General features: G+C 60.8%; 22 protein-coding genes. 16 read left to right on the forward strand and 6 right to left on the reverse strand.

Translation table 11 applies throughout. The features are described from left to right. Positions 1-256: 256 nt before the first annotated feature. Entirely contained in the window at positions 257-1,270 is a 1,014-nt protein-coding gene (locus tag NPS29_RS26595; RefSeq protein ID WP_274136370.1) for a WD40/YVTN/BNR-like repeat-containing protein, read from the forward strand. A 24-nt stretch (positions 1,271-1,294) separates the two neighbouring features. Next, positions 1,295-3,679 (forward strand): efflux RND transporter permease subunit, encoded by a 2,385-nt coding sequence (locus NPS29_RS26600; protein WP_400609820.1) that lies wholly within the window; start codon positions 1,295-1,297, stop codon positions 3,677-3,679. Between the two features lie 214 nt (positions 3,680-3,893). Here the strand turns inward: NPS29_RS26600 and NPS29_RS26605 are convergent, their stop codons facing one another. Both NPS29_RS26605 and NPS29_RS26610 read right to left on the reverse strand, forming a co-directional pair. Continuing rightward, positions 3,894-4,745 carry a 3-hydroxybutyryl-CoA dehydrogenase gene (locus NPS29_RS26605; protein WP_274136400.1) on the reverse strand — a complete coding sequence of 284 codons (852 nt, stop codon included), beginning with the start codon at positions 4,743-4,745 and terminating at the stop codon, positions 3,894-3,896. A 14-nt stretch (positions 4,746-4,759) separates the two neighbouring features. Further along, positions 4,760-5,944, reverse strand: a complete 1,185-nt coding sequence (locus NPS29_RS26610; protein ID WP_274136372.1) for an acetyl-CoA C-acyltransferase family protein — start codon at positions 5,942-5,944, stop codon at positions 4,760-4,762. A 209-nt stretch (positions 5,945-6,153) separates the two neighbouring features. Here NPS29_RS26610 and NPS29_RS26615 point away from each other — a divergent pair, with 209 nt between their 5' ends. From NPS29_RS26615 to NPS29_RS26645, 7 genes are all read left to right on the forward strand, one after another. After that, positions 6,154-7,179: an AraC family transcriptional regulator gene (locus NPS29_RS26615; RefSeq protein ID WP_274136373.1), complete on the forward strand. Its 1,026-nt coding sequence runs from the start codon at positions 6,154-6,156 to the stop codon at positions 7,177-7,179. A 121-nt stretch (positions 7,180-7,300) separates the two neighbouring features. Then, positions 7,301-8,167: a hypothetical protein gene (locus NPS29_RS26620; RefSeq protein WP_274136374.1), complete on the forward strand. Its 867-nt coding sequence runs from the start codon at positions 7,301-7,303 to the stop codon at positions 8,165-8,167. After that, complete coding sequence (locus NPS29_RS26625; protein WP_274136376.1) at positions 8,164-8,886, forward strand: TylF/MycF/NovP-related O-methyltransferase; 723 nt, start codon at positions 8,164-8,166, stop codon at positions 8,884-8,886. The genes NPS29_RS26620 and NPS29_RS26625 overlap by 4 nt, the downstream gene beginning before the upstream one ends. Positions 8,887-9,170: 284 nt before the next feature. Then, complete coding sequence (locus NPS29_RS26630) at positions 9,171-10,412, forward strand: glutamine synthetase family protein (RefSeq protein WP_274136402.1); 1,242 nt, start codon at positions 9,171-9,173, stop codon at positions 10,410-10,412. Between the two features lie 54 nt (positions 10,413-10,466). Continuing rightward, the gene (locus tag NPS29_RS26635; RefSeq protein WP_425312558.1) at positions 10,467-11,900 is read left to right on the forward strand and encodes an MFS transporter; all 1,434 of its coding nucleotides are present in this window, start codon (positions 10,467-10,469) and stop codon (positions 11,898-11,900) included. 134 nt (positions 11,901-12,034) lie between these two features. Beyond that, a complete protein-coding gene (locus NPS29_RS26640; RefSeq protein ID WP_274136377.1) occupies positions 12,035-12,781 on the forward strand; it encodes an SDR family oxidoreductase in 747 nt (248 codons plus the stop codon). Positions 12,782-12,964: 183 nt separating this feature from the next. Continuing rightward, a complete protein-coding gene (locus NPS29_RS26645; RefSeq protein WP_274136379.1) occupies positions 12,965-13,915 on the forward strand; it encodes a GlxA family transcriptional regulator in 951 nt (316 codons plus the stop codon). A 105-nt stretch (positions 13,916-14,020) separates the two neighbouring features. Here NPS29_RS26645 and NPS29_RS26650 read toward each other — a convergent pair whose 3' ends face one another. The 4 genes from NPS29_RS26650 to flgA all read right to left on the reverse strand — a co-directional run bounded on the left by NPS29_RS26650 (position 14,021) and on the right by flgA (position 16,599). Further along, entirely contained in the window at positions 14,021-14,761 is a 741-nt protein-coding gene (locus tag NPS29_RS26650) for a flagellar brake protein (RefSeq protein WP_274136381.1), read from the reverse strand. A gap of 82 nt (positions 14,762-14,843) precedes the next feature. Next, positions 14,844-15,311, reverse strand: a complete 468-nt coding sequence (locus NPS29_RS26655; RefSeq protein ID WP_274136383.1) for a flagella synthesis protein FlgN — start codon at positions 15,309-15,311, stop codon at positions 14,844-14,846. Between the two features lie 49 nt (positions 15,312-15,360). Continuing rightward, on the reverse strand, positions 15,361-15,678 hold the full coding sequence (flgM, locus tag NPS29_RS26660; protein ID WP_274136385.1) for a flagellar biosynthesis anti-sigma factor FlgM: 318 nt from the start codon (positions 15,676-15,678) through the stop codon (positions 15,361-15,363). 159 nt (positions 15,679-15,837) lie between these two features. Continuing rightward, on the reverse strand, positions 15,838-16,599 hold the full coding sequence (gene flgA / locus NPS29_RS26665; RefSeq protein ID WP_400609783.1) for a flagellar basal body P-ring formation chaperone FlgA: 762 nt from the start codon (positions 16,597-16,599) through the stop codon (positions 15,838-15,840). A 76-nt stretch (positions 16,600-16,675) separates the two neighbouring features. Between flgA and NPS29_RS26670 the strand changes: the two genes are divergently transcribed. The 7 genes from NPS29_RS26670 to NPS29_RS26700 all read left to right on the forward strand — a co-directional run bounded on the left by NPS29_RS26670 (position 16,676) and on the right by NPS29_RS26700 (position 24,269). Further along, the gene (locus NPS29_RS26670) at positions 16,676-17,608 is read left to right on the forward strand and encodes a chemotaxis protein CheV (RefSeq protein WP_274136389.1); all 933 of its coding nucleotides are present in this window, start codon (positions 16,676-16,678) and stop codon (positions 17,606-17,608) included. 43 nt (positions 17,609-17,651) lie between these two features. Beyond that, positions 17,652-18,479: a protein-glutamate O-methyltransferase CheR gene (cheR, locus tag NPS29_RS26675; RefSeq protein WP_274136390.1), complete on the forward strand. Its 828-nt coding sequence runs from the start codon at positions 17,652-17,654 to the stop codon at positions 18,477-18,479. A gap of 807 nt (positions 18,480-19,286) precedes the next feature. Continuing rightward, positions 19,287-19,694 carry a flagellar basal body rod protein FlgB gene (gene flgB, locus NPS29_RS26680; protein ID WP_274136392.1) on the forward strand — a complete coding sequence of 136 codons (408 nt, stop codon included), beginning with the start codon at positions 19,287-19,289 and terminating at the stop codon, positions 19,692-19,694. A gap of 3 nt (positions 19,695-19,697) precedes the next feature. Then, positions 19,698-20,141 carry a flagellar basal body rod protein FlgC gene (gene flgC, locus NPS29_RS26685; RefSeq protein WP_274136394.1) on the forward strand — a complete coding sequence of 148 codons (444 nt, stop codon included), beginning with the start codon at positions 19,698-19,700 and terminating at the stop codon, positions 20,139-20,141. A 15-nt stretch (positions 20,142-20,156) separates the two neighbouring features. Beyond that, positions 20,157-20,852, forward strand: coding sequence for a flagellar hook assembly protein FlgD (locus NPS29_RS26690; protein ID WP_274136396.1), 696 nt, complete (start codon positions 20,157-20,159; stop codon positions 20,850-20,852). Positions 20,853-20,880: 28 nt separating this feature from the next. Then, positions 20,881-22,203, forward strand: coding sequence for a flagellar hook protein FlgE (flgE, locus tag NPS29_RS26695; RefSeq protein ID WP_274136397.1), 1,323 nt, complete (start codon positions 20,881-20,883; stop codon positions 22,201-22,203). Positions 22,204-22,457: 254 nt separating this feature from the next. Then, on the forward strand, positions 22,458-24,269 hold the full coding sequence (locus tag NPS29_RS26700) for a flagellar hook protein FlgE (protein ID WP_274136399.1): 1,812 nt from the start codon (positions 22,458-22,460) through the stop codon (positions 24,267-24,269). The last annotated feature ends 94 nt before the right edge of the window (positions 24,270-24,363 follow it).

Raw genomic sequence — 24,363 nt, forward strand, 5'->3', positions numbered from 1 at the left:
TCCGAATGCGGCCCAGAGCAAGCGCGCTCCTACAGGCGATCGCGCCGCTTACCCCATCCCCAATCACCACCACTGATAACCCTCCAATCACCACACCGTTGCTTAACAAAAGATAACGTCATGTCGATTGTCATACGTTTTGAAAGCTGGATAGGATGGGCCTGCTTCGGTGGGCCGGGCTGCGCAGGCTAGAGCGCTTGCAGCCGCTACGCGGGCTACCGGGAGAACCTGATAACAACAAAGAAAGGGAAGCTCCATGCGTGCGAATGTTGCATTGCCGCTGTTCATCTTCATGGCCCTGAGCGGCGCTGCGCTGGCCACTGAAAGCTCACCTGCGGCCACCGCCGCAGACAATTCAGAATTCGCCCTCGAATCAGCCAAGGCCTCCCGCAGTCTGCTGCTGGACGTGACCCACGCAGGCAATCGCATGGTGGTCGTGGGGGATCGCGGCCATATTCTCTATTCCGACGATCAGGGCAAGACCTGGACCCAGGCCAAGGTGCCCAGCAGGCAGTTGCTGACAGCAGTGTATTTCGTCGATGACCAGCATGGCTGGGCCGTGGGCCATGACGCTCAGATCCTGGCCAGCAGCGATGGCGGCAAAACCTGGAGCAAGCAGTTCGAAGACCTCAAGCGCGAGGCGCCGTTACTGGACGTCTGGTTCAAGGACCTGTCCACCGGCATCGCCGTGGGTGCCTACGGTGCGTTGCTGGAAACCACCGATGGCGGCCAGCACTGGCAGGACATCGGCGAGCGCCTGGATAACGAAGACCAGTACCACCTCAATGGCATCACTTACGTGAAGGATGCGGGCCTGTTCATCGTCGGTGAGATGGGCAGCATGTTTCGCTCCCCCGACGATGGCCAGACCTGGGAAAAACTCGAAGGCCCCTACCAGGGCTCGCTGTTCGGCGCAGTCGGCACGGCCCAGTCCAATACGCTTCTGGCCTATGGCCTGCGCGGCAACCTGTTTCGCTCCAACGATTTCGGCAGTACCTGGGAGCCCATCGCCTTGCAGGGCGAGCGCGGACCGCTGGAATTCAGTATCGCCAATGCCTCCGTTCTGCCTGATAACTCCATCGTTCTCGTAGGAAACGGCGGCAGCGTGATGCGCAGCACCGATGACGGCGAAACCTTCACCGTCTCCAATCGCTCGGACCGTCTCTCGCTGTCAGGCGTGGCCGAAGACAACAAAGGCAATCTCATTCTGGTAGGACAGGGCGGTGTTCACCTCACTTCGCCAACGGGCGCTGATGTCGCTCAACAATAAGAACGGATAAGGCGAGGACGCTGACTGATGACCCAATTTCAACACCACCACGACAAACCCACGCTGCTGGAACGGCTGATCTTCAACAACCGCCCGGCCGTCATCACCATCTGCCTGCTGGTCAGCATCGTGCTGTTCTGGCAGGCAACGCTGGTGCGCCCGTCCACCAGTTTCGAGAAGATGATCCCCTTGGGCCATCCGTTCATTCAGAACATGATGGACCACCGCAATGACCTGGCGAACCTTGGCAACACCGTGCGTATTTCAGTGGAGGCCAGGCAGGGCGATATCTTCTCCAAGGAATACATGGAGACCCTGCGCCAGATCAACGACGAGGTGTTCTACATCTCGGGCGTGGACCGTTCAGGCCTGAAATCCCTGTGGAGCCCCAGCGTCCGCTGGACCGAAGTGACCGAGGAGGGCTTTGCCGGTGGCGAGGTCATTCCGCAGAGCTACGACGGGTCCCAGGCAAGCCTGGACAAGTTGCGCAACAACGTCCTGAAGTCCGGCCAGGTCGGACGGCTGGTGGCCAACAATTTCAAGTCCAGTATCGTCGATGTACCCTTGCAGGAGTTCTATCCGGACCCCAACGACCAGAGCAAGCTTCTGCCGCTGGATTACCGTCAGTTCTCCCATCAGCTTGAAGAGAAGATCCGCGACAAGTACGAAGCGCAGAACCCCAACGTCGACATTCACATCGTCGGCTTTGCCAAGAAAGTCGGCGACCTGATCGACGGCCTCATCATGGTGGTGATGTTCTTCGGCGTGGCCTTCCTCATCACGCTGGTCCTGCTGATGTGGTTCACCCGTTGCCTGCGCAGCACCATCGCGGTCTTGAGTACGACGCTGATCGCCGTTATCTGGCAACTGGGCCTGATGCATGTGGTCGGGTTTGGTCTGGATCCCTACTCGATGCTGGTGCCGTTTCTGATCTTCGCCATCGGTATTTCCCACGGTGTGCAGAAGATCAACGGTATTGCCCTGCAATCCAGCGATGCCGACAACGCACTGACGGCGGCCCGTCGCACCTTCCGCCAACTGTTCCTGCCGGGGATGATTGCGATCCTGGCTGATGCCGTGGGTTTCATCACCCTGCTGATCATCGATATCGGCGTGATTCGCGAACTGGCCATCGGTGCGTCGATCGGTGTGGCGGTGATCGTGTTCACCAACCTGATCCTGTTGCCGGTGGCGATTTCCTACGCGGGCATCAGCAAGAAAGCCATATCCCGCAGCAAGGAAGCTGCAGCCTGCGAACACCCTTTCTGGCGTCTTCTGTCTAACTTTGCCGCGCCAAAGGTGGCCCGGGTGTCCGTGGTGCTGTCGCTGCTCGCGCTGGCCGGAGGCCTGTGGTACGGGCACAACCTGAAGATCGGCGACCTGGACCAGGGTGCGCCGGAGTTGCGCCCGGACTCGCGTTACAACCAGGACAACAATTTCATCATCAACAATTACTCGACCAGCTCCGACGTGCTGGTGGTGATGGTCAAGACGCCGCCCGAAGGCTGTTCGGCCTACCAGACGCTGTCTGCGATCAACGAGCTGTCGTGGAAGATGGAGAACACCCCTGGCGTCCAGTCGGCGATCTCGCTGGTCACGGTCTCCAAGCAGGTGATCAAGGGCATGAACGAGGGCAACCTCAAGTGGGAGTCGCTTTCGCGCAACAAGGACGTGCTCAACAGTTCGATTTCCCGCGCCGATGGTCTGTACAACAACACCTGCTCACTGGCGCCGCTGCTGATCTTCCTCAACGATCACAAGGCCGAAACCCTGGACCGTGCGGTGCATGCGGTGCAGGACTTCGCCAAGGCCAATAACAAGGAAGGGCTGGAGTTCCTGCTCGCGGCGGGGAACGCCGGGATCGAGGCGGCGACCAACGAGGTCATCAAGCAGGCCGAGTTGACCATTCTGATCCTGGTGTACATCTGCGTGGCGGTGATGTGCATGATCACTTTCCGCTCCTGGGCGGCGACGCTGTGCATCGTGCTGCCTCTGGTGTTGACCTCGGTACTGGGCAACGCGCTGATGGCGTTCATGGGCATTGGCGTGAAGGTCGCGACCTTGCCTGTGGTGGCCTTGGGTGTGGGGATTGGCGTGGATTACGGCATCTACATCTACAGCCGCCTGGAGAGTTTCCTGCGCGCGGGCCTGCCATTGCAGGAGGCGTACTACGAAACCCTGAAGTCGACCGGCAAAGCGGTGCTGTTCACCGGCCTGTGCCTGGCGATCGGCGTTTGCACCTGGATCTTCTCGGCCATCAAGTTCCAGGCCGACATGGGCCTGATGCTGACATTCATGCTGTTGTGGAACATGTTCGGTGCGCTGTGGCTGTTGCCGGCCCTGGCCCGGTTCCTGATCAAGCCCGAGAAGATGGCGGGCAAGGTGGGCAATTCGCTGTTCTCACATTGATCGGTCCCTGACACCCATCCACCCGTAGCAGTCCGGCTTGCCGGCGTCAGCGACTCCGAAGACGCTCCCGCCGGCAAGCCGTGCTGCTACGGACCGCACAAGCCCCACAGATCCCCGTGCGATCGTGTCCGCACAAACACCACAAACCCGTAGCAGCCGGGCTTGCCCGCGGGAGCGATCTCATGAAAGCCCCCGCCCGTAAAGGCGAACGTCGTCAGTTATAAACGAAAAACCCGCGCCCGCTCTTGCGTCCCAGGTACCCCGCCGCGACCATTTCCTTGAGCAGCGGAGCAGGGCGGTATTTGCTGTCGTTGAAGCCTTCATGGAAGGCCTCGACGATGGCCAGCAAAGTGTCCAGGCCGATCAGGTCCGCCAGCGCCAGCGGACCGATGGGCTGGTTGCAGCCCAGGCGCATGCCGTCGTCGATATCCTGCGCGGTGGCCAGACCTTCCTGGAACACCAGGATCGCCTCGTTGATCATCGGCACCAGGATGCGGTTGACCACGAAGCCCGGCCGGTTGCCCGCTGTAATGGCGGTCTTGTTCAGCCGTTCAGCCAGCTTGATCGCAACCACATGTGTCTCATCGGCGGTCTGCAGCCCTCGAATCACTTCGATCAGCCCCATCATCGGCACAGGGTTGAAGAAGTGCAGCCCGATGAAACGCTCCGGGCTGTCCACGCTGGCCGCAAGCTGAGTGATCGACAGCGAGGAGGTGTTGGAAGCGATGACGCAATCCACGCCCACGTTCGCGGCAATCTGCTTGAGCAGGCGCAACTTTAGGTCCAGATTCTCGGTGGCGGCTTCGATCACCACCTGCGGATCATTGAGCTCTGCGTAATCGGTGGTGCAGCGAATGCGCGACAAAGCCTCCTCGGCGATCTCGCTGATCAGCGTCTGCTTGTTGACCTGGCGCTCAAGGTTCTTGCGCACGGTTGCGAGGCCGCGCTCCAGCGCAGCGTCGCTGATGTCCAGCAGGGTGACGTCAAAGCCTGCAATGGCGCATACCTGTGCGATGCCGTTGCCCATGGTGCCCGCGCCGATCACGGCGATGTGTTGCATGCTCATCGAGAGGGCCTCGCTCATACGCGTTCGAAGATGACAGCGATGCCCTGACCGCCGCCGATGCACATGGTCACCAGCGCATAACGGCCACCGGTGCGGTGCAGTTCGTGGATGGCCTTGGTGGCGATGATCGCGCCGGTCGCGCCCACCGGATGGCCAAGGGAAATCCCCGAACCGTTAGGGTTGACCTTCTCCGGGTCCAGGCCCAGCTCGCGAGCCACGGCACAGGCTTGGGCTGCAAAGGCTTCGTTGGATTCGATCACGTCCAGATCGGCAACGGTCAGGCCTGCACGTTCCAGTGCCTTGCGGCTGGCCGGGATCGGTCCCAGGCCCATCATCGAGGGTTCGACGCCGGCATGGGCGTAGGCCACCAGGCGCGCCATCGGCTTGAGACCGTGCTCGCGAACCATGTCGCCATTAGCCATCACCAGTGCCGCCGCGCCGTCGTTCAGGCCCGAAGCGTTGCCCGCAGTGACCGTGCCGTCCTTCTTGAACGCGGTCTTCATTTTTTCCAGTTGCTCGGCAGTGACATCGCCGCGCACATGCTCGTCCTGGGCGAAGGTCACCGTGCCCTTGCGGGTGGCGATTTCGATCGGCACGATCTGCCCCTCAAAACGGCCTTCAGCGATGGCGCGGGCGGCGCGCTGCTGGCTGGTCAGGGCCAGTGCGTCCTGATCGGCGCGGGTGATGCCGTAGTTCTCGGCAATGTTCTCGGCGGTGATGCCCATGTGGATATTGGCGAACGGATCATGCAGCGCGCCGAGCATGTAGTCGTACGCCTGAACGTTGCCCATGCGCGCACCCCAGCGGGCCTGCGGCATGATGTAGGCGCCACGGCTCATGGACTCGGTGCCGCCGGCCAGCACGGCCTTGGCATCGCCGAGCATCAGCGACTGTGCGGCCGACACGATGGCCTGCAGGCCCGAGCCGCACAGACGGTTGACGTTCATTGCCGGGGTTTCCTTGGTCAGCCCGGCCTCCAGCGCGATCACCCGGGACAGGTAGGCGTCGCGCACTTCGGTAGGGATCACGTGACCCATGACCACATGGCCGATATGCTCAGGCGCCAGACCGGACTTGGCGATGGCTGCGCGGCTGACCTGGGTGCCCAGTTCGATGGGTGAGACGTCCTTGAGGGAACCGCCGAATCCACCGATGGCGGTACGCAGTGCGCTGACGACGAAAACTTCGGTATTGCTCATGTCGACTCCTTCAAATCTTCGAGATTTCTTGTGGTGGCACCCGGCCCGGAAATCGCCAAATGGCATTTCGGCCAGACGCATGTTGCGAGCAAGGATAGATCGGGCTCGCAGAGGGGCCTATGCCGAAACTGTCCATATCGACTGGCGTTCTTTACCATCTGCGCCGTCGGCTCGTTCAAGAGCACATCAATAAAAAGGAAAGGCCGGACATGCGGGAAAAGGATTCAGTCTCGATCTACTTCGTGCAGTTGGTGGTGTATGCCCTGCGTGACCAGCCGCTGCGCCTGCAATCGGTGCTGCAGGCGGCCGGGATCGACATGGCGCTGCTCGACGACCCGACCGCACGGGTGTCGGCCAGTGCGTTCGCTGCGCTCTGGCTGATTCAGATCAAGGAGCTGGAAGACGAGTTTTTCGCCCTGGATTCCCATGGCATGCCACTGGGCAGCTTTACCCTGATCTGCCGGGGGCTGATTCAGGAGCCGAACCTGGAAAAAGCCCTGCGCCAGTGCTTGAACAACTTCGGCCTGTTCCTGAGGGATTTTCGCGGCAGCCTGATCGTGAGAGGGCAACGCGCGGTCATCGCGGTGGAGTCCCGGGTCGAGGATCCGACGCGCCAGCGTTTCGGCGAGGAAACCTTCCTGCTGCTGATGATCAGCCTGCTGTGCTGGCTGGGCGGGCGGCGCATCACCATCGACCGCGCGCAGTTTCGCCAGACGCGTCCGCGCCTGAGCGACGACCCGCTGCTCTGGGGCTTCAACCTGAGCTTTGGCGAGCAGAAGACCGAGATTGAATTCTCAAGCCATTACCTGCGCCTGCCGGTGGTGCAGTCGCTGCCGTCGCTCAAATCCTTCCTGCGCACTGCGCCGCAATGGCTTGTCATACGTTTCCGTAACCAGCGCGGGCTGGCGGCTCAGGTCTATCAGCGGCTGCGCAACAGCCATTACGGCCATTGGCCAACATTGATCGAAATGGCCGTCGAGTTGAAACTCAGCCCCACCACGTTCCGCCGTCGGCTGGAGCGCGAAGGGTGCGCCTTCCAGGGCATCAAGGACGAGGTACGGCGTGGCATCGCCCAGCAGAAGCTGCGCGAGACCGAGATGAGCGTGGTGGACATCGCCTCGCTGGTGGGTTTTCAGGAGCCCAGCGCGTTTCACCGGGCGTTCAAGAAATGGACAGGGGAGAGTCCGGGCAGTTACCGCGCCGGGCGCAAGGCGACACTCCAGGCCGAGCAATGATTGCTCACTGATATCACGTGACACGCGGGCACAAAGTTTTTAGTGAACGACGTCGCATTTGTCTTCAGTTCGCCATGGACCTGCCGATGACTTGGTCAGTACGGAGCTTAGGAGTTCTATCGTGAATTTGTATCTCAACCAACTGCAGAGCAAGGCCGACTTCAAAAGCTCGATCTATGCAGGTGACATCTATCTGAACACCAACCTGCAGGCGACCCACGACCTGTGCCGGTTCGCCAAGCAAAGCATCACTGCGGCGTTCGATGGCGAGACCGACCACCAGGCACTGCACACCATGATGCCGGTCACCGAGTTCGTGGAGCGGGTTACGGCTCTCAAGCGCCAGTTCACCAACTGCCTTGATGTCAAAGAGATGATTCACAAGTTCGCCCTCGAGATCGGTATCGATCCGGCCGAATACCTGTTCGATGTGCCACGTATCCGCGTGGTACCGAACTACAACTACCTGCACGCCGGGGTGAGCTATGCGTACAAGCCGCATCGCGATACCTGGTACGGCAACGCCGACTGCCAGATCAACACCTGGATGCCGGTGTACACCATCACCCCCGACCAGACGATGATGATCAACCCGGGCTATTTCAGCACCCCGGTGAAGAACTCCTCGGTGGACTGGAGCCTGGCCGACTGGATCAACGTCCAGCGTCCGCTGGCAAAAACCAACGTGACCGAAGAAACGCGCATTCACCCGGTTCCTCAGGAAGACATCCAGACGTCATCGGAGATCCGCATCGCCGGCAACGAGGGGGAAGTCATCACCTTCTCCGGCTCGCACCTGCACGGCACCGTGGCCAACTTCACCGACAAGACGCGTTTCAGCATCGATTTCCGCCTGATTCATCTTCAGGACCTGCTGACTGGCCGCGGTGCGCCCAACGTCGACAGCGGCGCCAAAGACGTCGAAGCCGGTTACAAAGATCTTTTCCATCTCAACGACTTTTCGCAATTCCAGGGAGTTAGCCAATGACCAAGCGCCGCCTGACGGGGCCTGAGGCCGAGTACGCCGAGAAACGCGCCAATCTGCTCAAGCGCGTCGACTCTCAATATGTGGCCGATGCTCCGTTCGTGTTTGCCAACCGGATTGCAGTCACGGCGGCGCTGTCGCGCATCGAGCTGTTCAAGATGGTGCAGGACGTGCCCGGCGCGATCATCGAGTGCGGCGTGTACAAGGGCAACTCGCTGATGCTCTACATGCAGCTGTCGATGATCCTGGAGCCCTACGCGATCAACCGTTCGATCATCGGCTTCGACACCTTCTCGGGCTTTCGCAGCATCGACGCCGAAGAAGACCCGGCCGACATCAACGAAACCATGTTTTCGGACACCGATGAATCGATCATTCAAGAGATGATCGACGCCAATGACCTGGTGCGCCCGGTCAACCGGATTCCGCGTTGCGAGATCATCAAGGGCGACATCATGGAGACCGTTCCGGCGTTCCCCAAGACTCGCCCTGACCTGGTCGTGGCGATGCTGATCCTGGACACAGACCTGTATTCGTCGACCAAAGTGGCGCTGGAAACCTTCCTGCCGTACATGCCAAAGGGCGCCATCGTGGTGCTGGACGAAGTGGCCTATCGCAACTTCCCGGGTGAAACCGCAGCACTGCGCGAAGTGCTGGACCTGAACAAGGTCGAACTCAAGCGCCTGCCGTTCGATTCGTGCGTGGGCTACTTCCGCGTCTGATCGCCGCTTGCGTTGCCAGAGCCCCGTTGTGACCCAGCGGGGCTTTTTGTTTTCGGCAATCGGCAGGCGATAGCCTGTTTGCGTCATGGCGCTTGATATTTTGAACGCCCGACGCTTATTTTGTACGCCTCGCCGCGTTGCGGCCTGCACAGAACCCTGCATAAAAATAAAGGACTTGAGTCATGAGTAGCGGTGGCCACAATTCTCTCGCGCAGCGATTGATGGGCATTGATGAAATTGAATGCGTCACGCCGGACCTGAACGGCGTGCCCCGGGGCAAAGTCATGACAGCGGAGGGCTTCCTTGAAGGCCGTCGGCTGCAACTGGCGCGGGGGGTGCTGTTGCAATGCATCATGGGCGGCTATCCGGCCGCGAAATACTACGGCAGCGATGACGGCGACCTGGCGCTGATCGCCGACCCCGAGCAGACCCATCGCCTGCCCTGGAGCGACGAACCTCGCGCCCTGGCGATCTGCGACGCGGACGAGCTGGACGGCGAGCCGTCGAACCTGTCCACCCGCGGGCAACTCAAATCGGTCATCGCCCGCTATGCCCGCCATGGCTGGTCGCCTGTGGTGGCCACCGAGCTTGAGTTCTTCGTCTTCGCGCCCAGCAGCGACCCCAACCAGCCGTTCAAGCCGCCAGTAGGCCTGGACGGGCGTCGCGAGGATGGGCAGTCGGCGTTCAGCGTCAGTTCCAACAACGGCCTGCGTCCGTTCTTCAGCGAAGTCTACAAGTGCATGGCCGCGCTGGGCCTGCCCCGCGACACCTTCATGCACGAAATGGGCGTCAGCCAGTTCGAGATCAACCTGCTTCACGGTGATCCGCTGCTGCTGGCCGACCAGACGTTCCTGTTCAAACACATGCTCAAGGAAGTCGCGCTCAAGCACGGCCTGACCGTGGTGTGCATGGCCAAGCCTCTGGCCCATACACCGGGCAGCTCGATGCACATTCACCAGAGCGTGGTCGACAGCGTCACCGGCCAGAACATTTTCAGCGACGCCCAGGGCGACCCGACGGCGGCATTCCGTCACTTCATCGGTGGCCAGCAGGCGGCCATGGCCGACTTCACCGCCTTGTTCGCGCCCAACGTCAATTCGTACCAGCGGCTGTGCCATCCGTTCGCCTCGCCGAACAACGCCTGCTGGTCCCATGACAACCGTGCGGCAGGCCTGCGCATTCCTGCCAGCTCGCCGGTGGCCCGGCGCGTGGAAAACCGTTTGCCCGGTGCAGATGCCAACCCGTATCTGGCCATTGCAGCTAGTCTTTCAGCCGGGCTCTACGGTATCGAGCAGCAGCTTGAGCCAACCGAACCGATCCAGGGGGAATTCGTCGTGCCGGACGCGCTGTCGCTGCCATGCACCCTGCATGCGGCGCTTGAACGTCTCACACGCAGCGAGCTTGCCAAGGAACTGTTCGGGGCTGAGTTCATCGAAGGCTACATCGCGTCGAAGACCCTGGAACTGACCAGTTTCTTCAACGAAATCACGCCCTGGGAACGCCGCGTTCTGGCTGCTCAGGCATAACCACCGCGTTTCGGAAATCCTCCATGGATGAGGGTTTCCGTTTTTGGAAAGTCGATGCGCCAAATCTGGAAATCCTTTCGAGCGCTGTACTTCGCCTCACTGATGATGCTCATCGGTTCGGGTCTTTTGAGCACTTACCTGGCATTGCGCCTGGCCGCTGACCATGTCGACGGGCTGTGGGTCGGTGCGTTGATGGCGGCCAACTATGTGGGGCTGGCGCTGGGCGGGAAGGTCGGTCACCGGCTGATCGGCCGGGTAGGGCATATCCGGGCCTATGCCACGTGCGCCGGTATCGTCGGCGCGGCGGTGCTGGGGCATGGCCTGGTCAACTTCCTGCCGGCCTGGATCGTCCTGCGGATGATCGTCGGCCTTGGCATGATGTGCCAGTACATGGTCATCGAGAGCTGGCTCAACGAACAGGCCTCGCCCAAACAGCGCGGCCTGGTGTTCAGCGGCTACATGATCGCCTCGTACCTGGGGCTGGTGCTGGGGCAACTGATTCTGGTGATCCATCCCCAGTTGGGGCTGGAACTGCTGATGCTGGTCGCGATGTGCTTCGCCCTGTGCCTGGTGCCCGTGGCGATGACCCGCAGCATCCACCCGGCGCCCATGCGGCCGGCGCCGCTGGAGCCGCTGTTCTTCATGCGCCGGGTGCCGCAGTCGCTGACCACCGTGCTCAGCGCCGGCCTGATCATTGGCTCGTTCTACGGCCTGGCGCCGTTGTTCGCGGCGCAGCAGGGCTTGTCTACCGATCACGTCGGTCTGTTCATGGCGTGCTGCATCGGCGCCGGCCTGCTGGTGCAGGGGCCGCTGGGCAGGCTGTCGGACCGCTATGACCGCGCCAAGCTGATTCGCGGTTTCGCCGGTTGCCTGGTGGTCGCCTCGTTGCCCCTGGCGATCTTCCCCGGGTTGCCGATGCAAGTGGTCTTCGCCATGGGCTTCGTGACCTCGCTGCTGCAGTTCGCGCTTTACCCGCTGGCAGTGGCGTTTTCCAACGACCACGTCGAAGGCGAGCGACGCGTATCGCTCACCGCCATGCTGCTGATGACCTACGGCGTGGGCGCCAGTATCGGGCCGTTGGTGGCGGGCGTGCTGATGAAGCAGTTCGGCAGCAACATGCTCTATGCGTTCGTCTGCTTCGTGGCGCTGATCCTGGTGCTGCGCATCCGGCCCAAAGCCGTCACCAACCTGCACCAGGTGCAGGACGCACCCCTGCATCACATTGCCATGCCCGACAGCATGGCCAGCTCGCCCCTGGTCGTGGCCCTCGACCCCCGTGTGGATGAGCAGGTGGTGCAGGACCAGATGCAGACAGCCGCCGATCCCTCGGCGCAACCAGCCGACGCGCCTGTCGAGCCTGATGTTGAAGTGCAGGAACGGGTCGTGGCGTCTGGCGAAGGTGTGGTGCGGCCGGTGGCGGTGGTGGACGAGGACGGGGGCGGACCCTCGGAAGAAGCCCGTGACGTGGGGGTGGATCGGCCGTTGTAGCTTTCTCGTTGTGGCCGAAAAAGCTGTTTCTACGACATATGCTGCTTTTCGCTTCTCTCTAAGATCGGTTCCAGAATCCCACGGCCTTGGCGAATCCCGCCGCCGTGGGTCAACCCTGATTCCGGAGAATCGACATGAAGCTGACCCACAACACCATTTTTATCACCGGCGGCACGTCGGGCATTGGTCGCGCACTGGCCGAGGCACTTCACCAGCGCGGCAACAAAGTCATCATCGCGGGGCGTCGCCAGGCGTTGCTGGAACAGATCACCGCAGCCAACCCGGGCATGGAAGGGGTGACCCTGGACGTGGGTGATGCCGCCGACATTGCCAAGGTGACCGCTGACCTGGTTCGACGTTTCCCGGACCTGAACGTGCTCATCAACAACGCCGGGATCATGCAGATCGACGACGCGAGCGGCGCCATCGACGAACAACTGATGATCGACACCATCACCACCAACGTTTATGGCCCGATTCGTGTCACGTCCGGGCTGATCGAGCACTTGAAAACCCGCCCCGATGCGGTGGTGATGAACGTCTCGTCGGTGCTGGCCTTCGTTCCTCTGGCGTTCACGGCGGTCTACAGCGCGACCAAGGCGGCGATGCATTCCTGGTCAATGTCCCAGCGCTACATGTTGCGCAATACCTCTGTGCGGGTGCTGGAGATCGCGCCGCCGTGGGTGCAGACCGATCTGTTGAACAGTAATGATGAGCCTCGCGCCATGCCGCTGGCCGAGTTCATCGAAGAAACCATGGCGGCGCTGGCGACGGACGCCGATGAAATCCTGGTCGAGCGCGCGAGGCCCTTGCGCGCGGCGCCGGGTGCGAATGAGGCCGCCTTTGTTCATGGCTTCAACGATTCCTTCGCTGCGGGTTGATTGGCTCGCGAACAGCCTGTAGCAGCACGGCTTGCCGGCGGGGGCGGTGTGTCAGGCGATGCATGTGTGTCTGATGCACCGCTCCCGCCGGCAAGCCGTGCTGCTACGGGGCGTAGTAAATGTGTACACACCTGCCGCAGGTTCGGGTCTAGAATCGGAGATCCCATGACGGACCTCGCGCCCATGCAATCCATAGCTCTCGTCGTCCGGCCAGACTTTCAGGTGATGAGTCTGGCCGCGCTGTCGGCGTTCGAATTTGCCAATGTCGTCGCCGAGCAAAAACTCTACGACATTCACCTGCTCTCCGAGCACGGCGGTCCAGTCGCCACCAGTGCGCTGTTCACGTCGGTGTCGACCCAGCCCCTGGGCCAAACGCAGTTCGACACGGTGCTGATCAGCGGCGCCATGGACCGGTCCTCGGCTTCGAGCCGCATCAATGAATTCCTGCTCCAGGCCTACGCCAACTGCCGGCGGGTAGGCGCCCTGTGCGTAGGGGCTTTCGCCCTGGCTGAAGCGGGTCTGCTCGACGGGCGCCGCGCCACCGTGCACTGGGCCCGGGCACGGGAGATGCGCGAGAAATTCCCGGCGATCAAGGTTGAAGAGGACCGGATCTTTGTGGTCGACGGCAAGGTCTGGACCTCGGCTGGCATGTCGGCGGCGCTGGACCTGACCATCGGCATGGTGGAGAAGGACCATGGCCCGGACATCGCGCGCAAGGTTGCTCAGCACCTGGTGCTTTACCATCGCCGCGCCGGTGGCCAGTCGCAGCATTCGGCCATGCTGGAGATGAGCCCGGGCTCCGATCGCATCCAGGTATCGCTGGACTATGCGCGCAAGAACCTGCGCCGGGAATTGTCAGTGGAGGAACTGGCCGATGCGGCGTGCCTGAGTCCTCGCCAGTTCAGCCGTTCGTTCCGTGCGCAAACCGGGGTTTCGCCGGCCAAGGCGGTGGAAAACCTGCGTCTGGAAGCGGCGCGGCTGATGATGGAGCAGGGGAGAAAGTCGCTGGAGGCGGTGGCCCAGGAGACGGGTTTTGGTGACAGGGAGCGGATGCGCAGGGCGTTTGTGCGGGTGTACGGGCAGACACCCCAATCACTGCGGCGAAGCCTGGGGCCGGTGGCGGATGCGTTTTAGATCAAAGGCACATTCCGTAGCAGCCCGGCCGGGCGGCGATCCGCTTGCCGACGGGAGCGATCTTGAATACGCCCCCGCCGGCAAGCCGTGCTGCTACGGGATCAATCAGAAGTCGTCGTCTTTGTCGAAGCGGCGGGCTTCGCGTTGCAGCTGGTAGACGAAGCGTTCGACCTGACGCTGCACCAATCCACTGATGTTGTGGAAGCGCACGCCGGCGAAGGTGGTGTTGATCTTCTCTTCGAAGTGCAGGTAGCGCAGCTCGACCGAGGTGGTCATGTTGCCGAAGGGCAGGGCCGCGACGAAACGGTCGTACACCTGGCCCAACTGCATGCGCTCGGAATAGTCGCCATCGAAACGCAGCTTGCAGCCGGTGGCGGAGATGTCGAGCAGCTTGCCGCGCAGCGGCGCCTTGAGCTTCTCGCCGCCGACTTCGATGTCCACCAGGGAGGCCAGCTTCAGCGCAGCGCGGAAGGCGTTGCGGCGCTGGTGATAGACGACTTCCTCGGGAAGAGGGCCGCGATAGCTGTGGGGGTCGTCGATGATGGTCATCTGCGCCTTGACTTCCCAGGCGATGCGCACGCCATCGTGGAAGCCTTCGACACGGAACGCTTCGCCGTTGGCCATGAATCGCTCGCCGTCGCGAGGAATCATTTCATCCAGGGCGATGACGTTGTTGTCACGGTCGACTTCGATGACGTAGCTCTGGAAGCGCTGGCTGCGCTCATGGAAGGTGATGATCAGCGGATCATGGCTTTCCATCAGCAGCCGCAGGTTGGCGGCAATTTCCAAAGGCGTGGTAAGTACCTTCGGGGGCTGCGGAACATCTTCCGCGCTTAAGGCATTCACGGTTAATCCATCTCCAGGCAAATAACGACAACGTGCGACGGAAGGCAGTTTGCCACCATGTTGCACGTCTTGATACAAGAACTTACGCCTGGCTAAGCGGACGTGGTCTCATCTTCCCGGACGTCGAACCCCGGCTGTCATACAGCGTAGGTGTGTCGCCACCGTTGAGGATGCGTAGTTGTTGAGCCGTGGTCAGCTGCTGGAGCTGGATCAGTGCGCCATTCTGTTCGTTGGCGGCCTGACACTCGGTCATCAACCCACTCAATTCGTCGCCCGCTTTCAACAGTGCTTCGCCGACGGAGGAGTGCCTGGCCACTTCTTCAAGTCCCGCGCGATTGGCGGGCAGGCCCAGACTGCTCATCAGTTGGCTGCGTCTGCGTCCATGCTGTTCGAGCACGATCACCAGCGCCTGTTTCTGCGCCAGGATATGTTCCATTTCGACCATATTGCGTCCGTGGAGCGCCAGTGACTCGGCCCTCAGGATATCCAGCAGATGCTGGGTCGGCGCAATATCGTCCGTGATCAGTTGAAGCAATGTAGTGTCTTGCATCGCATGCCCTGGGATTCAAGCGTCCAGAAGCCCCTGCGCGGACCGGGGGCTAGCGCTGGGCTTCGAAGTTAAGCAGTTTGCTTGCAACACGGTTGCTGTCGACCTTGTAGCTGCCGTCGGCGATAGCCTGCTTCAACTCGGCCACTCGGGCGCTGTTGACAGTGGGCTGATCACGCAACGAATCAGTGATCTTCTGCAACTGTTGAGCTTCGCTGCTCAAATGTACTTTCTCGCCGCTGCCGTCAACGCTTTGAGAAGTGCTTGCCGTCGCGGTGGCGTCGGCCTTGCTGGCTTCCTTGGTGCTGGCGGTACGCGAAGTACCGCTTACGGCAGTGGAGCTATTCAAACGACTGAAGTCGATGACCATGATTAAAACCTCTGGGTTCTAGGACGCTTGCCTTTGTTTCGGCTAAACCCGGAATAACTTTAGGGCCAGTGCGAAAACAGTCTTGAATCGACTTCGCACAGGGCAGATGGGTTCCGAGTGTAGAAAAAGCGCAAGCGTTGCGCCAGAGGTTCCTGCGCGTCACATAGGCACCTCGACCTGCCCTGGGGCGACGATGTTGGCCTTGATCACACGTTTGGAATTGAGGTTCTTGACCCGTATCTGCTCGTTGAAACCGCCGTCCGACAGTGCTTCGCCAGGCATGCGAACGCTCATGGCGCCACTGCGCGCACTGATGACCACCTGATCGCCCTTGCGCACCATTTGCGGCTGCTCCAGATGCACCGGGGTGAGAATCTGATCGATGACCGTTGGTCGGACGACTTTCTGTCCGATCGCCTGGTCCAGCGAATCCAGAAAACCTTGCCCCAGCAGGCCCACGTCACGCTCGCGCAGGGCCACGTCGGCCTGGGAGACGATCGCGTCGCGCTTCATCGGGCGCACTACGGTCACCACATTGCGAAACAGATGTACCTGCGCCGGGACGAACACCGTCCACGGAGAAGAGCCCTCGCAGCGCAGCTTGACGGTCACCCGGCCGATGGGGGTTGCGGAATTTTCCAGGGAAGCTGTCAAATCCTTGTCGCAATGGGGCATGCGCAGGCGAGGGTCGAGCTGTTTGACTTCGATCTCGTAGCGCCCCTGGGTCTGACTGGTGGCCAGATAGTCTTCCACTGTGAATTCAAGAAAGCCCTGGGTGGCGCCGATAAGTTGTTCAGGCAGGGTTACGTTGTCCGCGCGGGCCACACCTGTGGCGGCGAGCAGACACAGCGCGACGACCACGCTATAAAAGCTGCGGGTCGCGTTGTTGAAGTGTCGGGATACTGTCATAAGCGAGTTCATGACAGGTCAATAGCAAGGGCCGTGCCGCTTGCCGATGTGGCAGTGCGCGATTGGTCGTTTTGGGAAGGAGTGGTGCATGGCTGGTGTTTTGGATTCAGTGAACCAGCGCACTCAACTGGTAGGGCAGAACCGCCTTGAACTGTTGCTGTTCCGGCTGGAAGGCAAGCAGTTGTATGGGATCAACGTGTTCAAGGTAAAAGAGGTGCTTCAGTGCCCAAAACTTACCCTCATGCCCAAATCCAGTCCGATTGTGCGCGGAGTGGCAAATATTCGTGGCGGGACGATTCCGATTCTCGATCTGTCGATGGCAACCGGGGCTGCGCCTCTAGCCAACATCGCCAATTCGTTCGTCATCATTACCGAGTACAACACCAAGATTCAGGGTTTCCTGGTGCATTCGGTCGAACGCATCGTGAACATGAACTGGGAAGACATTCATCCGCCACCCAAGGGTACCGGTCGCGATCACTACCTCACGGCGGTGACGCGTATCGACAACCAGTTGGTGGAAATCATCGACGTTGAGAAGATCCTCGCCGAAGTGGCGCCGGTGTCGGAAAACATTTCGGCGGGCGTTGTGACTGAAGAAGTCGCGCACAAGGCCTTGTCGCTGCGGGTCCTGACCGTGGACGACTCTTCGGTTGCGCGCAAACAGGTCACCCGTTGCCTGCAGACCGTGGGCGTTGAAGTGATCGCGTTGAATGACGGTCGCCAGGCACTCGAATTCCTGCGCAAGCTGGTGGACGAGGGCAAGAAACCGGAAGAAGAATTCCTGATGATGATCTCCGACATTGAAATGCCGGAGATGGACGGCTACACCTTGACTGCAGAGATCCGCAACGATCCGCGCATGCAGAAGCTGCACATTATCTTGCATACTTCCTTGTCCGGGGTGTTCAACCAGGCGATGGTGAAGAAGGTAGGTGCCGACGATTTCCTGGCCAAGTTCCGGCCGGACGATCTGGCAGCTAGAGTGGTAGATCGTATCAGGGCGGCAGATATCAGCTGAGGAGGGACTCCCTCCTGGCTGTTCACATGATTTGAGAGGCGGCATGTCTACAGGTAATTTGGATTTTGAGCAGTTCCGGGTCTTCCTGGAAAAAGCCTGTGGCATTTTGCTGGGTGAAAACAAGCAGTACCTGGTCTCCAGTCGCCTGAACAAGCTGATGGAGCAGCAGGGCATCAAGTCGCTGGGCGAGTTGATCCAGCGTATCCAGAGCCAGCCGCGCAGTGGTCTGCGCGAGCAGGTGGTCGATGCGATGACGACCAACGAAACCCTGTGGTTTCGCGACACCTACCCGTTCGAGGTGCTCAAGAACAAGGTGCTGCCCGAGCAGCTCAAGGCGTCGCCGGGGTTGCGTCCGCGCATCTGGTCGGCGGCCTGTTCGTCGGGGCAGGAGCCGTATTCGCTGTCGATGTCGTTCGATGAGTTCGAGCGCAGCAATCCCGGGCTCTTGAAGTCGGGGGCGCAGATTGTCGCGACCGATCTGTCGGGCAGCATGCTGACCAACTGCAAGACCGGGGAATACGACAGCCTGGCCATTGGCCGTGGTTTGTCGCCGGATCGCTTGCAGCGCTATTTCGATCAGAAGACGCCGGGGCGCTGGACGGTGAAGGCGCCGATCAAGAATCGTGTGGAGTTTCGTTCCTTCAATCTGCTGGATAGCTATGCGGCGTTGGGCAAGTTCGACATTGTGTTCTGCCGCAACGTTCTGATCTATTTTTCGGCTGAGGTGAAGAAGGACATTCTGTTGCGTATTCATGCGACGTTGAAGCCAGGCGGGTATCTGTTCCTGGGGGCGTCGGAGGCGTTGAACGGGTTGCCGGATCATTATCAGATGGTGCAGTGCAGTCCGGGGATCATTTATCAGGCCAAGTAGGGCTGGTGGTGGTTTGATTGTTTGCTTGAAACCCGGCGATGGTGGCCGGGTTTTTTGTTGATCGTTCCCACGCTCTGCGTGGTAACGGCTGTCTTGCCGCTCCGCGTCTTTGGGTGACGTTGTTGTTGTGTGTATATCCGTTTTCGCGGTGATTTTGGTTTAGGGTTTCGCCCCTTACGGGCGACCTACTTTCCTTACGGGGAAAGTAGGCAAAGCCATTGCGACAGGCTGGGGCCCTTCGGGCTTCCCTCGCTCCGGCGCCGTTCCGGGGGCACGCCGTGATGGGCCGTCCCTGGCCCGCACGGCTTTCGCGGCATCCCTGCCGCTCATCCCCCTCCACGACACCTGCGCTCGGCCTGGCGCCTTGACGTCGCGCTCTGCGGCGCCTGCACCACCGCGCATAAAGATCAAAAGCTCACCACCGACCCGTAGCAGCACGGCTTGCCGGCGGGGACGTCCTCAAGATCGCCGACGCGGCAAGCCGGACTGCTACGGGGTGTGGTGTCAGTTTCTGTAGGAGCGCGCTTGGTCTGGGCCGCATTCGGACGATGGCGTCCTTGAGATCGCTCCCGCCGGCAAGCCGTGCTGCTACGGGAGGCATGCGGTATCCGTCGGCAAACGGCAAAAAAACGACACAACCCTTGCCGCTTTGCCTTCTTCCTGCGGAAATCGTTTGCCGCTTTTCTGGCATCGCCCATTGCCACTTGCCTCGAACCCCAGCAAACACGGCCATTTCACAACTTGGCACGCCGCTTGCTCTAAGACCTGCAGTCACGAACATCTGGTCAACCGATAAAGGTTCCCGACATGAGCATCAGCTTCGACAAGGCACTGGGCATTCACGAGAAAGCGCTGAACTTCCGCGCTCAACGTGCAGAAGTGCTGGCCAATAACATCACCAACGCCGACACGCCTAACTACAAGGCGCGCGACCTGGACTTTTCCAAGGTGCTGGCCGCCGAAAGCGACAAGGCCAACAACGGTACTTTCGCCCTGAACATGACCAACAACCGTCATATCGAGGCCGAAGGCATGAGCACCGGCGATGCGAGCCTGTTGTATCGCACGCCGTCGCAGCCGTCGCTGGACCAGAACACCGTCGATTCCCAGGTCGAGAACGCCAACTACGCCGAGAACGCGATTGGCTTTCAGGCCAGTTTCACTTTGCTCAACAGTAAGTTCAAAGGGCTGGTAGCAGCCCTGCGCGGAGAGTAATTCATGTCTCTATCCAGTGTTTTCAATATTGCCGGTAGTGGCATGAGTGCCCAGAACACTCGCCTGAACACCGTCGCCAGTAACATCGCCAACGCCGAGACCGTGTCGTCCAGCCTGGACAAGACCTACCGTGCCCGTCACCCGGTCTTCTCCACCGTGTTCCAGAGCCAGGAAGCCGGCGGCAGCGCTTCGCTGTTCGAAGAGCAGGGCCAGGCCGGTACCGGCGTGCAGGTGTCCGGGATCGTCGAGGACGCTTCCAACCTGGAAGCCCGCTACGAGCCAAATCACCCGGCTGCCGACAAGAACGGTTACGTCTACTACCCGAACGTCAACGTCGTCAACGAAATGGCTGACATGATCTCGGCGAGTCGCTCGTTCCAGACCAACGCGGAAGTCATGAACACCGCCAAAACAATGATGCAGAAGGTCCTGACCCTGGGTCAGTGATAAGGGGCGCATGCGATGACCGTTACCAACGACACGACCACCAGCGACTACCTCAAGTCGCTCCAGTCGGCCACTTCCGGCAAGGCTGGCGACAGCACCACCGGTTCCAGCACCCTGGGCAAGGATTCGTTCCTGCAATTGCTGGTCACCCAGATGCAGAACCAGAACCCGCTCGATCCACAGGACAACAGCGAATTCGTGGCCCAGCTGGCGCAGTTCTCAAGTCTTGAAACCATGCAGAACCTGAGCACCTCGGTCGACGCCATTGGCGGCATGTACCAGTCGTCCCAGGCGTTGCAGGCGTCTTCGCTGGTGGGCCGCACCGTGGTAGTCGACGCCGGCTCCACCAGTGTCGACACCACCAAGGGCATTACCGGTCAGGCCGTCCTGCCTAACAGCAGCACCGTGACCCAGGTCAAGGTCTATGACAGCAAGGGCGAGGTGGTCCGCACCCTCGATCTGGGCGAGCAGAAGGCCGGCAACGCCAGCTTCACCTGGGACGGCAAGGACGAGGACGGCAACGTACTGGCCTCCGGCAACTACAGCTTCGTGGCCACCGCAGCGCTGGATGGCAAGAGCTCCACGGTCAAGACCTACCTGCCGGCCACCGTCAGCAGCGTGACCATGGGCTCGGCGGGCACTGCAATGACTCTCAACCTGGCCGATGGCAGCAACGTTGCCTTGTCCAAAGTTCAACAAATCGGAATCTAGAGCCGGATCGACGGCGCAGGAGTGATACATGTCTTTCAATATCGGTCTGAGTGGGCTCTACGCAGCAAATAAAAGTCTGGACGTCACCGGCAACAACATTGCCAACGTCGCGACCGTGGGCTTCAAGTCTTCCCGTGCGGAATTCGCCGACCAGTACGCGCAATCCATTCGTGGTACTTCCGGTGGCACCAACGTCGGCAGCGGCGTGACCACTGCGGCCGTGACCCAGAACTTCACCCAGGGCTCCCTGACCACCGGCACCGGCCGTGACCTGGACCTGGCGATCAACGGCAACGGCTTCTTCATGGTCAGCAACAATGGCGAGAAGCTCTACACCCGTGCCGGTAACTTCCACACCGACACCGCCGGCAACATCATCGACACCAACGGCAATAACCTGCAGGGTTTCGGTGTTGATGCCAACGGCAATGTGAAGACGGGCGTCCTTACCAACCTGAAGGTCGATACCTCGAACATGGCGCCGAAGGCGACCACCAGCATCAGCATCAGCTCCAACCTGGATTCGAGCAAGGAAATCAACACCGCTGCCGCGTTCGATCCGGCCAAGGTCGAAACCTACGACCTGACCTACAGCACCAAAATCTACGACAGCCAGGGCAACGAGCACACCCTCGACCAGTATTTCCGGAAGACGGGACTCAATACCTGGGACATGTACTCGATGATCGACGGTCGCAGCATTTCCAACCCGGCATCCACCACCCCGGACGTGACCAACCTCACGTTCAACTCGGCGGGTAACCTGGTGACCACCCCTGCGCCAACGTCCACCGCCAACATGGTGGTAAACGCTGATGGCACGTTCACCGTCGCCAACTGGATTCCGGCCCAGAGCAAGACCGTCGGTTCGACCACCACCTGGGCAGCCAACGGTGCAGCGGCAGCCACTGGCGGCATGAAGCTGGACATGCTGGCGACCACCCAGACCAACGCGGCCGGCGGCGCCATCGCCAAGAATCAGGACGGCAACTACACCGGCCAGATCAGCGCGATGAACGTTGACTCCACCGGTAACCTGTTCGCCACCTACACCAACGGCCAGTCGCGCGTTATCGGTCAGGTTGCGCTGACGTCGTTCGCCAACGTCCAGGGCCTGGCCCCGGCCGGTGGCACCATGTGGCGTGAAACCTACGCTTCGGGCATTCCGGTCACCGGCGCTCCGGAGTCGGGTACGCTGGGTAACATTACCGGTTCTGCGCTGGAAGAATCCAACGTTGACCTGACCACCGAACTGGTTCAGCTGATCAAGGCGCAGAGCAACTATCAGGCGAACGCGAAGACCATTTCGACTGAAAGCACCATCATGCAGACCACCATCCAGATGACCTGATAACGGTTGCTGGACAGGCGTTGACAGAGCCCCTCTTCGGAGGGGCTTTTTTATGGGCAATGGGTGGTGTTTCGCGGGTCTGAAATAACAGGAGGGATCCCACTCGATAACTGGAAAATTCCTACTTCCGTTTTTGCGAGCATAAAACCGCTGGCAAATGAATGCGTTTGAGCCGCCGTGTTCGACCGCATCCGTTTGCCCGCGACTATCAATGCATTGACGGATGTGTCGTGAAAACGACTCAGGGAGTGTTCATGTCATTCAATATTGCGGTTTCCGGATTGAACGCGGCGCACAAGCGCATGGAAGTGGCGGGCAACAACATCGCCAACGTACACACCTCGGGCTTCAAATCCTCTCGCGCGGAATTCTCTGCGGTGTATGGCTCGGCGACCCTGGGCGGTAGCCGGTCGGCAGTGGGGGACGGGGTGCAGTTGACCAATGTCTCGCAGAACTTCGCCGCCGGCGGGGCCCAGACCAGTGAGGGGCGCCCGCTGGATCTGCGTATCCAGGGTTCGGGTTTCTTTGTGGTCAGCGACGGCGGCACCATCAGCTATACCCGTTCGGGCGCCTTCAACAAGGATGCGGAAAACTTCATCGTCGACGGACACGGCAGCCGCTTGCAGGGTTACGCCGTGAACGCCGATGGCCAGGTCATCGGCGGTGTGCGCAGCGACCTGAAGATGGACACCGCGAACATGGCGCCCAAGGCCACGAGCAAGATCGAGCAGACGCTGAACCTGGATTCCTCGGCCGCATCGCTGGCGGCGCTGCCGCGGTTCAATCCTGACGATCCGCGCACCTACACGCGGGTGATCACCCAGACCATCCAGGATGCCGGAGCGCCGGAGGTGAAGGAGAAGAAGGGGAAGGATTTCAAAGGCGAGGTGGTCACCACCACTTATGCCCGAGCGGCAATACCGCCACAGGACCACGAACTCAAGCAGTACTTCGTCAAGACCGACGACAACAACTGGACCTCGTACATCCTGATCGACGGGATCAACCCGCTCGATCCTTCGACCACCTCGCCGCTGGAAATCGGGCTGCGTACCCATGCCAACGGCAAGCTTCACCTGACAGGGGCATCGGCAGCGGTGAGTGTCGAGAGTGACACCGAGCTTGCGCTGCATGACTGGCGCCCGGCGATCAAGGAAAACGGCAGCTGGAAACCGAGCCCGGCGAGCAATGCGGGTGCGATCAAGCTGCCGCTGACCGAGGCGGGCGGACCGCTGCTCGATCCGGCCGATGCACCGATGGCGCGGCCCGTGCCGCCATTCAATCCGTCCGATGTCACGACCTTCAACAGGGTCATTCCCACCGGGCTGTTCGACAGTCTCGGCAACCGTCATGAGCTGAGCCAGTACTTCGTCAAGGACGGCAGCAACAGCTGGAAAATGCACGTGCTGATCGACGGGCGCAATCCGCAGGATCCCACCAGCACCGACCCGCTGACGGCCAGCATGCTGTTCAATGCCGACGGTTCGATGCAATTGCTCAGTGGCGGACCGGGGCTGACGGCGGCCAACGGCAAGCTGACCCTCAGCGGCTGGATTCCGGCCAAGGCTTTGGACGGCAACAAGCCGGGCGGGCGCTGGGGCAGCAGTGGGGCGGTGGGCGGCGGTGACGGTATCCTGCTCGACTACAGCAAGTTGAGCCAGCACCGGGCCGACACTGGGCGTTCCAATGTGGTGGTCGATGGTCATGCGTCTGGGGTGGCGTCGGGGTTGTCCATCGACAAGTCGGGCATCATGAGCGTCGGCTACACCAACGGCCTGCATCGCAAGATCGGCCAGGTCATGCTCGCCAGCTTCGCCAACGAACAGGGCCTGCAACCGATCAGTGGCACGCGCTGGGTGGAGACGCATGCGTCCGGGATGGCCAATTTCGAGACGCCCGGCATTGGAGGCCTGGGCACGGTGGTCAGCCACTCGCTTGAGGGCTCGAACGTGGACATGTCCCGGGAGTTGGTGGAACTGATCCAGGCCCAGACCGCCTACCAGGCCAATTCCAAAAGCCTGTCGACCGAAGCTGAACTCATGCAGACCCTGATCCGCGCGACTTGATCCCTACACAGTTCCGTTGTGGAATCAAATCAAGCGCACCCCGCCACAGAACGGACACCGCGCACCCGTAGCAGCACGGCTTGCCGGCGGGGGC

Source organism: Pseudomonas putida (assembly GCF_028682175.1).
Taxonomy (GTDB): Bacteria; Pseudomonadota; Gammaproteobacteria; order Pseudomonadales; family Pseudomonadaceae; genus Aquipseudomonas; species Aquipseudomonas putida_AD.